This is a genomic window from Aeromonas sp. QDB14, from assembly GCF_027707845.1.
GTDB classification, from domain to species: Bacteria; Pseudomonadota; Gammaproteobacteria; order Enterobacterales; family Aeromonadaceae; genus Aeromonas; species Aeromonas caviae.
The window spans coordinates 1-12,176 of record NZ_JAPCJD010000103.1; the positions used below are offsets into that span (position 1 = coordinate 1).

Below are 12,176 nucleotides of genomic sequence, written 5' to 3' on the forward strand. Positions count from 1 at the left end.
GGCATATGGATTTAGGGACTCAGAATACTTTTTTCTGAAAATCAAGGCGGCCTTCCCCGGAAAGCCGCGATGAACCAAATTTTAGGGGGAGTTATGTTTCTGTAATCCGGAAAGGTAAACTCTATATTGTTGAGAACTAAGGTCATTTTATTTGGATTTTTTAATATTGGTTTAGTAAGTTGATCTAATCTATATACTGGTACAATAACAACGCAGTCACCGCAATACTCAATGGGGATCCAGCAATATACCAGAGAATCCTTTGATGTATCTGCAACCCCATTGATGCCAACAGAAAAAATATTAATAGTTTTAATGATGGTTGTTTTTTCAATATCAAAAAAGAAGCCGTCGCAGACCACATCCTTTAAGTAAAGGAAGAATCCATCATTAATTACTCGCTTATATTTTGGAGTATTATCATTTGGTTTTTCCACACTAAATTTAAATTTCCTTTTTAAACTTATATAACATGAGTAGTAGTCATGCGTTTGATCTTTTCTCGCACACTGCTTGATAATTCTAATCCCAACCTTGCATATGTTATCTAAGTGTGCCTGTTCATATATTCCCACTTCATTGTCGTTAACCTTGTCGAATATAACACAACCTGAAGGATCCCTTTTTACGTCAACATTGCTCTCTAACAGATAATATTTATATACCAATAAATCGTTTTCGAAAACAGATTGGCAATATTTTACCGCATCAATTTGAATTGTTTTTTCTCTGCGCGGCAAGTCCTTTCGATAAATTTCAGATAACAGTCGCCTGTTTAATTCATTTCCTAGTTGATGATAGAAGGTAATATCATTGAGAGCCGGAACAGTAGATTGCAATAATGCACTAATTGCCTTCGAGCGAGAAATGTTTTGTGATTTGCAATAATTATCTAGCGCACGTATCGTATCCATATTTTCAACATTAAATGTTATGCGATTAGTCATGGTTATATCTCATTATGCAAAAAATACAATATGCATAACTATTAACATAAAATGCTTTTATGTCAATGACATTGCTATACAAATTATGCGCTCTATCTATGATGAAACGCCTGACGTATGACCACCGACATTGATCGGGAAATCCCATATGACGGACAGCATGTTAAGCAACGAAATGCTCCTCAAGCATTTCGATGGAGCACTTGGTTAGGACATGCATGCCAAGCGCACCTGTCTTCGGTTAATGCCACTCTAAGCGTGATCGAATAGGGGGTCATTGGCAATTAATACCATCGGCCCCGTCCTCTCCTTGGCCTACTGGCTTGAGTGAATGCACGCCGTAAAAAGTCGACCGCACCGAGGCAGGGGCGAGTCGCTTGCAGGCTGGAGATGGATTGCTAAGAGCCATCACATCGCATTTTTTACATGAGAACCCTCTCCTATGGACGACAAGGAGGGCTCATCATGAAACTACTAAAGCTGAAAGATGTCATCGCAATGACATCACTCTCTAAGGCATCAGTTTATCGTCAGATGAATGCGGGGACGTTCCCCTTACCTATTAGAATCGGGCCGCGATCTGTTTCTTGGATTCTGAGTGAGATAGAGGAATGGATCGAGTCTAAGAAATCTCTTCGTTGATAAATTATTTACCGGCCAATAGCAGGTGGCACCGATAAATTTTTTTACTGTCTTGGTTGTAACTATAGAGTTGTTTGTTGATGTGAAATCAATATGGTGCAAGGGCTCAAGCAATATTTCAGTGTTGGATAGGTAATACTATCCTTATCAATACATGTTCCACTGTGTGCGCAAATGCCAGTCGTGAACATATAGCTCAGCCAAACTCCATTTCATCCAATAGCGTCATCGTGCTTGATATATCAAGCAGCGAAATGCGTTGGCTTACTGGCGCTCAGTATCACCTAGAACCATTTCAAATCACAAGCCTCATGTGTCTGCATGAGGAATCGCATACCTATCTGCCTAGTGGCCTATCTCTCTAATGAGTCAGGCCGTAATTACCGTGTCTCTGTAAATCTGAGGATAAACCAATGAAATACTATCAATCCAATCATGGGAACCATATCGAAAACTACAGGGAGAGAACCCTGAATGTAATCCAATTAGCGACTAAGGATCATCCGAGAACGCTTGCAATTCGAGTAGATCTGCATGACCCGGCCATACTGGATAATGGCGATACTATTGATTGCTTGTATGACAACTCCCCAAATGTAATAGCAAGGTTCATCAACTCGCTCAAAGCGAAGATCGATGCGTATCAGCAACGTCAACGTGCGAATGGGGTAAGGGTATATCCCAATACCCTCCGATATGCTTGGGTACGTGAGTACAGCCAAACAGGAAAGCGCCATTATCATGTTCTTTTGCTCTTGAACAAGGATGCTTTCTATCACTTGGGAGACTATGACTTAGATCGAGGTTCTCTGAGAACAATGATCACCACAGCGTGGTGTAGTGCGCTGGGTCTTCAGCCTGATGATGGTCAACATCTCATTCACTATGCGGATAAAGGAGTGTTTGAGCTTACTAAGAAAGATGTTGAGTCAGGGTATTACCCTAGAGGCTTCTTGGACCGAATAGACTATATGGCGAAAGAGAAAAGCAAAGTTTTCGGAGACGGCAATCGTAATTTCGGCTGTAGCACCAAATAAAGTGTTTGAGAGCAAGCCGTTGTTATTAACGAGGGGAGCGTATTGATAGTCTGGGGTGGTAGCCTCCAAATCTGTTAAGCTAGCCCCTTATTAACTATCACATCACTCGGAGCAACCCATGGCAGCCTATTCCCCTCCATTCACCCTGACCCACGCCATGCTGAGTCGGGTGGTAGAGATTGCCGAGTTGGTGGGGCAGTGGCGGTCTACTCAAAGCTCCCAGGTGCCGATGCTGCGCCGGGAGAACCGGATCCGCACTATCCAGGCATCGCTGGCCATCGAGCACAATACCTTGAGCTTGGAGCAGGTGACGGCAGTCATTGATGGCAAACCTGTGCTAGGGCTACCCCGCGAGATCCAGGAAGTGCGCAATGCCTTTGCCGCCTATGAAACGATGTCGAACTGGGATCCTGTGTCTGCGGAAGATTTGCTCAGTGCCCACGGGCGACTGATGCTCGGACTCTGTGATGATACCGGGGCATGGCGCAGTGATGGAGTCGGTATTTATCGTGGTGAGCAATTGGTACATATGGCACCGCCAGCCAATCAAGTGCCACGTCTGATAGGACAACTGTTGCAATGGTTGGCAGATACTGAAGCCCATCCCTTGATCGCTTCTTGTGCGTTCCACTACGAATTGGAGTTCATACATCCCTTCTCTGATGGGAACGGGCGTATGGGACGCTTATGGCAGACGGTGATCCTGAGTCGCTGGCAGCCTGTTCTGGCCTTCTTGCCGGTCGAAACAGTCATCAAGGAGCGACAGGAACACTATTACCAACAGCTAAGCCAAGCAGACAGACTGAGTGACTGCACCGACTTCATCCTGTTTCTGCTTGAGGCATTAAGGGATGCTTTAGCTCAAGCGATTGCTGTTCAACCTGCATCGCAAGCCACTCAGTTGGAAAAAACGCGGGTAGAAAATCAGGCAAAAACGAAGGTAGAAATGCGGGTAAAAACGCCGGATTTGATCTTGGGTGTTTTAGCTGTTGAGCCAACCTTGACCCTCAAACAAGTGGCTGAGCGGATAGGCAAATCAACCAGCACCGTTGAGCGGGCAACTTCTGCCTTGGTCAAGGAAGGGCGGTTGCGTTTTGTCGGGCCGCGTAAGGGGGGACATTGGGAAGTGCTGCCAGTGGGAGGAGAAACAGTTACGCAATGATGGTTCTACGAAAGGTGAGCTACACAGCCATGTAAGCCCCTGGAGGGGTGAGAAGGGGATAATGGATAACTCAATTGCGATTATTGCAGTGTGGTCGGGATGCTGAAGCAGCCGTGGATAGCCATCCGTGCTGGGCTTCGGCACAATGCCCACATCCATGGATCTGATGACAGACAACACTACTGATGGCTCGCATATTCACAAAGGCCCAATTGAGTAAACTCGAGAGCAAGAGCCAAGCCGAACTGTTGGCTATCGTGCTTGAGCTGGCACAGCACGTCCCCCTCGCCAAGAAACACCCGATTAACCAGTACCTCACCGCTGAAGAGGCGTTGCTGGAGCTGGCCAAAAAAGAGTACAAAAAACTCACCCGTCGTCTTCCTTCCTGGGATTACCAAGAAGTCGATGCCTTCTTCGCTACCTTGTGCACGCAGTTTATTCCGCTGCTGGGCAAGGGGATTACAGCGTCACCCAGGGAAGGAGAAACCTTTGCACTCGCGTTGTTGGGGCAAGCCAGTGAGCTGTATGAAAAGATGGATACCTCCAGCGGGAGCTGGGAGGATTACCATCTAGCGCTGGTCGAGCAGTGGCTAATGGCTATCGGTGCTCAACGTGAGTCCGTATCGTCTGAAATGCTGGCGCATCGGTTGCGTGAGGGATGGACCAGTATCGACCCCGCCATCAGCATCACCTACCTGCTTGATTACCGCGAGGTGCTGGGCACCCCGCTGGTGCGGGCCTTGCGGGATGACTATGCGGCTGCAGGCCAGTTGCCTGAAGCGCTGGGCTTGAGTCTTAGCTTGAGCGATATCGCGTTTTTTGATCAGGTACAGCAACAAGGGGGATTTACCCATCCCCGTCAGCAGATCGACTATGCACGTTTGTTGATTGATGAGTTGCGGGCCGAGCAGGCCATTACCGTGTTGCAGGCAATGGACCCGGAACAGCTGCAGCGCCATCGTCAATTGGCGGCCTGGCATCAGGTGCTGATCCAGGCCTATCAGGAAGAGGGACGTCGCAACGATGCCCACGCCTTGGCATTGAGTGCCTTTGCCGCGACTCGGAGTAGCGAATTTTTTACAAGCTATTGTCAAAGTGGGGATGAGCCGAGAGAGGTGGCATTGGCCCGCTTTGTCGCGATTGCTGAACAGTGGGGTCTCTACGGGGTCTTGCTGTTGTTGGACGAGATAGAAGCGTGGCCGCAACTGGCACAGCGGCTTGCAAGTACCACAGATACCGCCTTGTTGGAAGTGCTCGCCATCCTGACCGGCTCCACGGTGCGCACTTGGTCGAGCCGCCTCTATCAACAGGGGTTTACGGCGGTGGCGGTGCGTCTGCGTCGCATACTGGTGGCCCATGTCGTGAATCAGGGCAAGAGCACCTACTATTCGGGGGCCGTGTCGGATCTGAAAAAGAGCCTGGATTATCAAGCGACCCTGAAGCAGGGGGATGAGCTGAGTGCACTCTCTTCGCCACAGGACTACTTGAATCAGCTGTATCAGCAGCACAAGCGTAAGAGCAGCCTCTGGGAGTTGGTTCGCCAAAAACTACCGACTGTCACCATCACGGCGAGCGGCGTGCTGTATCAGGCGGGGAAGTAAGGGGCTGGAGCCCCTTTCATAATTTCAGCCAGTTCATGACGGCACATCGGTGCGCTTTGAGGGGGGAACAAAACTAAAGCCCCCGGCTTTGCCGGGGAGACTTACTTTGCCGCATAAGGTACATAATTACTTCCCCGTAAACCACCTGAAGTCAATCAGTCGGTCTTGCCACACGCATCAGCCCACGCAGGATGAGCATGACTGCCTGGTCTACATGTGGGGTCATAGCAAGCATTTGGTTCTCCTCAACAGATAGACCATTGTTCAGGGCAGCAGCTGAAAACCGCTCAAATTCGGCTCGGCCCTGCCACGCCGCATGCGACGTTGCCCAAGGTTGCACGAGACCAATTGTTTCGGTGATGTCGCGGGTGCAGCCACCGAAACCTCCCATCAGGTACAGCGGCTGTCCGCCCTGTAATGACATCAGCGCTTCCTCAGCGATGCCCGGCATAGAGCCCTTGTATTTGTCCACCCGACCTCCAAGCACGATCCGGGCATCAGACACCGCTAACATGGTCCGGCGCATCGCGGTCAGTCCATCTGACCACTCGGCTTCCGTTGGCTGTTGTTGGGCTAACTTCAACCGTTCCACCAACGGTAGCCGCGTACCGTCGAGCTGCAAGCAGACAAATTCGGCACTACCTTCGAGATCGTCCACCGTCGATTCAAGGCTAGGGGCCGACTGTAGGATATGAACCGGCCATGCCAGAAAGTTCATTACGTCTGCATGGCAGTCGTTCTCTGCAGAATCGCGACGATGTCGAGAAACTAGTTCGAAAAGCAACTCACTGAACCCGTGCTGACGAAGGTCACCCCCGTATACTAAGCGAGCCCCAAGCGCGAGTAAGTGGCGCGCGATTTCCGCCATGGCATCACGCAGGTGCCCATCACTCAAGCCCAGAGCGGGCATGTCCGGGCTTTCCGAGATGGAGATGGCTATTACCTGCTGTCCAAGCACCTCTTCGTAGCTCATCGCACCGCTCCTGCCAGCCATTCGGTCAAACTACGCAACTGAACTCTTGGAGCAACCTCCGCAAACAAGCGTTCCTCCTCCGCGCTGAGCGGCGGGTCCGGATAGACGATTAATGGCTCCGGTACATCTTCTGCCGGGGGCAGACTGGCGAGCGAGATAAGCTCAGGCGGCCTCGGTAGGAAGGTCACTGTCGGGTCGGCTACTCCTCGGGCGAGCTCCACTCGACAGCGCCATAGGAAATCCTTCAGCACCTCGTCAAGGAGGCGGCCGATTACGAAGTCGATCCGGCTAACCCCATGTGGTTCCAAACGCACCACTGGCACATTGCCCATGTACGGGAAACCGCGCTCGTCTATATCGCTGATGCTGTTGGCTACCACAAGTGGCACATTCCAGCGCTTAGCCTCAATCACTTCGCGTCGGCACCACTCACGGGAGGAATAGGAATCGGTGTGAATCGCCACCATAGCACTCACACGCACCTGCTGGAGCAGCACTTTCTGGAAGCGCAGGCCTGCAGGGATGTCATGCACGTCGAAAAAACTTGCTAGCCCATGGCCTTCGTGCAGCTGTGTGCGTATCGCTTTCGCGATGCGCACGCCGTCCTCATCATGCTTTGAGTGGCTGAGGAAGATTTGTACTTTCTTAAGGTACGCCTCCAGTGCCGCTTCGTCCTCGGCAGGGCGCTTCAGATGCTCAAGATAGTGGCGTAGCATCCGACAGAACTCGTAGGTTAACTCGGCCGTCAACCGTTGGCGATGTTCTTCCTGGGAACCCTTCCAGAGGTCCCAACGCAGAGCTTGTTCTGCTACCCCCAAGCTTCCCAGAACCCCAGATTCAATAGCAACTGGAAATACCCGGGCGCCGAGACCAGCCTGTTCGGTCTGCTCTACGAGTTCTTGGACATATCCGGTCCAGGCCGTGTCAGCTACCAAGTTAGGGTCGGCCAGAACCACTATGGCAGTTGTTTCCGCCTCGTTGAGGTCTATCGGCAAGGGGCCTGCTAACCCTGGGGCGGCGGCATAGCGATAGATAACACTAAGGCCAGTGCCACCCGCGATGTTCTCATAGAGCTTGCGACGGAAATGCTCTCGCAGAACATCAGCTATCGCGCCACCCTCTGCGAAATCAGGATGCCAAATGACGTAAAGAACTAGGAGCGGGCGTGTCAGATCGGTCATAGATAGTCTCAACTATTGTGCAGTCTACGCCTTTGCTACCTACTTTAGGTTCCAGTGCGTGGGCGTAAATTACGGCATAAATATCATGAAACGTGGTCGAGAGGGCGCCGTAATCAGTTTGACCACCATAGTGGCGATAACTGACAAAAACTTTATGCATTACGGGCACTCTGTCGCGAGAGACAAACCTTCTCAAACGTCATCACCCATGAGCGTCCTCAATGGCTTTAAAGGTGGGCGATAGACAAGGGCAACGCGGAGGCTGACTGCATCAGTGCGTCATTCCGCACACCAAACATTTCCTGTTGTACTTCATCATTTCCTGCGAGTTCTTGATGAACTTGGCGCGCGACGTTCTAGCCGCATACGCATCTTCAATCCACTGACCTAGTTCCTCAGGTGTTCTCGGATAGATCCAATATCTCGCGTAGCAGTCAATGTGTCCTTTCGTCCAATTCTCATTCAAGCGTGGCGGCATATTGGCAGCATTACCTTGACTCGGGAGGATGATGCCCATGACACCATTTGGTAATGTCTCACCTTGTTGAAGTGAACTCTTGAGCTCCCAATCGACGTATCTCCGGCTATGGGTGCAACTTCCAACAAGCACAATAGTTACTGTCGTGTCCTGTAAATATTTCTTTCGAATTTGGGACATCACATAGGTAGGATTTGTGCTGTTGATGAAATCATCATTCTCGTTGGCACCAAGCACATATGGAGTGAATACCTTGTGCTTATTAGCAAACTCATCGATGAATGCGTCAACTTCGTTTTTGTCACCCTTGTAGTGAGAAATGAAAACCTTCCTTTTGATACCTGTGTAAGCCATTTCAAACCCCCATGTATTTGTAATGCCAACACTCTATCGCTTCTATGTGCTCCCGACAAACGCTTATGCCCAAAAGGTATTGCCCATCTGTGTGACTGTTTGTTGGCGTTGTTAATGGAATGGCCGCCCCCTCTCAACCCGGCATCGCCTGTGCCAAAGTGAGACGATAGCCGACACCATCAAGTTGATGTGACTCAAAACATGGTCGCAAAGGCTACGAGTGGGTAAACTAGCCCGCATTAGTGCACCAGTGCACCTTTAATCGTCGTCTCAATTTCCGGATTTCTCATGGCCATCAAGAAGAACGAACTCTACTCCTCCCTCTGGGCAAGCTGTGACGAACTGCGTGGCGGTATGGATGCCTCCCAGTACAAGGACTACGTGCTGACCCTGCTATTTGTGAAGTACGTCTCCGACAAGGCCAAGGGCAATCCCTACGCAATGATCGAGGTGCCGGGTGGGGCGAGCTTTGACGACATGGTGGCCCTCAAGGGCAGCAAGGAAATTGGCGAGGGGATCAACCGCATCATCAGTGCGCTGGCCGTTGCCAACGATCTGCAAGGGATTATCACCATTGCCGACTTCAACGATGAGGACAAGCTCGGCAAGGGTAAGGAGATGACAGACCGTCTCTCCAAGCTGGTGGCTATCTTCGAGGGGCTCGATCTCTCGGCCAACCGCACCGAAGGGGACGATCTGCTGGGGGATGCCTACGAATACCTGATGCGTCACTTCGCCACCGAGTCGGGCAAGTCCAAGGGGCAGTTCTATACCCCAGCCGAGGTGTCGCGCATTCTGGCCAAGGTGATCGGCATCAGCCGCCAGACTCCGCAAGATGCCACCGTCTACGATCCCACCTGCGGCTCGGGCTCCCTGCTGCTCAAGGCGAGTGATGAGGCCGGTTCCAAGGGACTCTCCATCTACGGGCAGGAGATGGATAACGCCACCCAGGCGCTGGCACGGATGAACATGATCCTGCACGACAACCCCACCGCCAAGGTGTGGAAAGGCAACACCCTGGCCGATCCGCAATGGAAAGAGGCGAACGGTGCCCTTAAGACCTTCGACTTTGCGGTGGCCAACCCGCCGTTTTCCAACAAGAACTGGACCAGCGGGCTCGATGCCGAGCACGATCCATTCGATCGCTTCTACTGGGGTGTACCGCCCGAGAAAAACGGCGATTACGCCTTCCTGCTGCACATCATCAAGAGCCTGAAAAGCACCGGCAAGGGCGCGGTGATCCTGCCCCATGGCGTGCTGTTCCGTGGCAATGCCGAGGCGCGCATTCGCGAGAACCTGCTCAAACAAGGCTACATCAAGGGGATCATCGGCCTGCCCGCCAACCTCTTCTACGGCACCGGTATTCCCGCCTGCATTATCGTGATCGACAAGGAGCACGCCCAGGCACGCGCCTTTAATCCCACGGGGGCCAGCAGCGAGCAGCAGCGGATCTTGATGGTCGATGCCAGCCGCGGCTTTATCAAAGATGGCAACAAGAACCGGCTGCGCGAGCAGGATATCCACCTGATTGTCGACACCTTTACCCGTGGCCTGACGTTGGATGGCTACAGCCGCTGGGTGCCGCTCGCTGAAATCGCCGCCAACGATTACAACCTCAATATTCCGCGTTATATCGACAGCAGCGACGGCGAGGATCTGCACGATTTGGCTGCTCACCTGCAAGGGGGCATCCCGGAGCGAGATATCGAAGCGCTTAGCCCCTACTGGCAGATCTTCCCGACCCTGAAAACCACCCTGTTTGCGCCGCTGCGCCCTGGCTACAGCCAGGCGCAGGTGCCCGCCGCCAAGGTCAAGGGCACCATTTTGGCCCATGACGAATTTACCTGTTTCAAGCAGGCGGCGCTGGCGCCGTTCAGCGACTGGTTTGCGGCCTGCCAGCTGTCGGAGTTTGCCAAGGGCGACTCCCCCAAGGCGCTGATCGAGGAGATAAGCGAGGCACTGCTGGAGGCGTACCGCAGCGCGGGCCTTGGCGAGTTGCTCGACCCTTACGCCATCTATCAGCTGCTGATGGACTATTGGCAGAGCCAGTTGCAAGACGATCTCTATGTGCTGTCGCAAGATGGCTGGGAGGCGGCCAAGGTGCTGCGCGAGTTGAAGGTGGAGAAGGGCGAGAAGCAGAAAGAGAGCGCCGATCTCGTTATCGGCAAGGCCAAATACAAGGCAGAGCTAATCCTGCCCACCTTGCTAGTGGCCCGCTTCTTTAGCGAGCAGCAACAGGCGCTGGATAAGCTGCAAACTACGCTCGATGAAGCCAGCCAGGCACTGGAGAGCTTTATCGAGGAGCAGAGCGGTGAAGAGGGTGGCCTCGCCGAGGCACTCAATGACAAGGAAAAAGTCACGGCCGCCAGCGTCAAGGCGCGCCTCAAGCTGGCCACCGACCGGGAAGAAAAGGTGGCGCTTAAGCAGGCACAAACGCTATTCGATACCGAAGCCAGTGCCAAAAAAGCCCATAAAGAGGCGAGCGACGCGCTCGATAGGGCGGTGTTTGCCCGATACCCCAAACTTGACGATGCCGAGATCAAAACCCTGCTGGTGGAGGACAAGTGGCAAGCGAGCCTGTGCGGCGCACTGGAAGCCGAGATTGAGCGGGTCACCCAGCAACTGGCAACTCGGGTCAAGGAGTTGGAGGAGCGCTATAGCAGTTCCCTGCCACAACTCACCAAGAGCGTCAGCGAGCTGGAAGCCAAGGTGGCGGCCCATCTGAAAGCCATGGGCCTGGAGTGGGCATAATGGCGGAGCAGATGATGCAAGACAGAGTGAACGAGAAGGTGGCCAAGCAGACTGTTCCGGCGGGCTATAAGCAGACCGAGGTGGGAATTATTCCCGAGGATTGGGATGTAGTGAGCGTAAGTTCATTAATCTCATCTATCGGGTCAGGTGTGAGTGTTAATTCCGTAGATAAGCTCAATGCCTTTTCACATGGAATGCATGTGCTTAAAACCTCATGCGTCAGTGAGGGAGGATTCCTCCCGGATGAAAAAAAATCAATTTTACCTGATGATATCCATCGGGCTAAATGTTCACCAGCAAAGGGGGACATTATTGTTAGTCGGATGAATACTCCCTTGCTCGTTGGTGAACTGGGTTATGTGCCTGTTGACATAGAAGATTCTTTTTTGCCAGATAGACTCTGGCTAATGAAATTTAAAAATAGTGAAAACGTCGATTCTCGTTGGCTGTCTAGGCTCTTGAGTTCATCCGCATTCGCAAAAAAAATAAAGGAGTCAGCAACGGGCACTAGTGGAAGTATGAAAAACATTTCCAAGGATACTTTCCTTGCGATACTTGTGCCAAAACCGGTATTTAAAGAGCAAGAGGCAATTGCTACGTCTCTTGCCGATACCGATGCGCTGATTGTGGGCTTGGAGCAGTTGATCGCCAAGAAGCAGGCCATCAAGACTGCCACAATGCAGCAACTGCTGACCGGTCGCACCCGCCTGCCGCAGTTCGCCCTGCGCCCCGATGGCACCCCAAAAGGCTATAAATCCAGCGAGCTGGGACAAATCCCGGAGGACTGGAAAGTAGCCACTCTTGGGAGTCTCGCGCACATTAAAACTGGTTCGAAAAACAACCAAGATAAAGTTGATAATGGGCAGTTCCCATTTTTTGTTCGCTCAGAAAAAGTGGAGTGGATGAATACATTTTCATACGATTGTGAAGCAATATTGATTCCTGGTGAAGGCGGTATTGGAAGCATTTTTCATTACCTGATTACCCATGATTAGCAGTCACCACGAGCTATACTGATCTTACGTACAGTTACTGAGGTGCGAGATCATG

General features: G+C 51.7%; 10 protein-coding genes. 6 read left to right on the forward strand and 4 right to left on the reverse strand.

Features of this window, described 5'->3' with window-relative positions; all coding sequences use genetic code 11:
- Positions 1-41: 41 nt before the first annotated feature.
- Positions 42-947 (reverse strand): hypothetical protein, encoded by a 906-nt coding sequence (locus PG887_RS20435; protein WP_270822770.1) that lies wholly within the window; start codon positions 945-947, stop codon positions 42-44.
- A 465-nt stretch (positions 948-1,412) separates the two neighbouring features.
- Here PG887_RS20435 and PG887_RS20440 point away from each other — a divergent pair, with 465 nt between their 5' ends.
- The 4 genes from PG887_RS20440 to PG887_RS20455 all read left to right on the forward strand — a co-directional run bounded on the left by PG887_RS20440 (position 1,413) and on the right by PG887_RS20455 (position 5,389).
- Positions 1,413-1,589: a helix-turn-helix transcriptional regulator gene (locus tag PG887_RS20440; protein ID WP_128297587.1), complete on the forward strand. Its 177-nt coding sequence runs from the start codon at positions 1,413-1,415 to the stop codon at positions 1,587-1,589.
- A 413-nt stretch (positions 1,590-2,002) separates the two neighbouring features.
- Positions 2,003-2,626, forward strand: coding sequence for an inovirus Gp2 family protein (locus PG887_RS20445; RefSeq protein WP_270822772.1), 624 nt, complete (start codon positions 2,003-2,005; stop codon positions 2,624-2,626).
- A gap of 118 nt (positions 2,627-2,744) precedes the next feature.
- Positions 2,745-3,788: a Fic family protein gene (locus PG887_RS20450; RefSeq protein WP_270822773.1), complete on the forward strand. Its 1,044-nt coding sequence runs from the start codon at positions 2,745-2,747 to the stop codon at positions 3,786-3,788.
- 212 nt (positions 3,789-4,000) lie between these two features.
- The gene (locus PG887_RS20455) at positions 4,001-5,389 is read left to right on the forward strand and encodes a DUF6880 family protein (protein WP_270822775.1); all 1,389 of its coding nucleotides are present in this window, start codon (positions 4,001-4,003) and stop codon (positions 5,387-5,389) included.
- Between the two features lie 151 nt (positions 5,390-5,540).
- Here the strand turns inward: PG887_RS20455 and PG887_RS20460 are convergent, their stop codons facing one another.
- From PG887_RS20460 to PG887_RS20470, 3 genes are all read right to left on the reverse strand, one after another.
- Entirely contained in the window at positions 5,541-6,362 is an 822-nt protein-coding gene (locus tag PG887_RS20460) for a hypothetical protein (protein WP_270822776.1), read from the reverse strand.
- A complete protein-coding gene (locus PG887_RS20465; RefSeq protein ID WP_270822777.1) occupies positions 6,359-7,543 on the reverse strand; it encodes a toll/interleukin-1 receptor domain-containing protein in 1,185 nt (394 codons plus the stop codon). Before PG887_RS20465 ends, PG887_RS20460 begins: the two co-directional genes overlap by 4 nt.
- A gap of 271 nt (positions 7,544-7,814) precedes the next feature.
- Positions 7,815-8,375, reverse strand: a complete 561-nt coding sequence (locus PG887_RS20470) for a TIR domain-containing protein (RefSeq protein WP_270822778.1) — start codon at positions 8,373-8,375, stop codon at positions 7,815-7,817.
- 288 nt (positions 8,376-8,663) lie between these two features.
- On the opposite strand from PG887_RS20470, the gene PG887_RS20475 reads away from it, so the two are divergent.
- Positions 8,664-11,126, forward strand: coding sequence for an N-6 DNA methylase (locus PG887_RS20475; protein WP_270822779.1), 2,463 nt, complete (start codon positions 8,664-8,666; stop codon positions 11,124-11,126).
- Positions 11,126-12,121 (forward strand): restriction endonuclease subunit S, encoded by a 996-nt coding sequence (locus PG887_RS20480; protein ID WP_270822780.1) that lies wholly within the window; start codon positions 11,126-11,128, stop codon positions 12,119-12,121. Before PG887_RS20475 ends, PG887_RS20480 begins: the two co-directional genes overlap by 1 nt.
- Positions 12,122-12,176 lie beyond the last annotated feature (55 nt).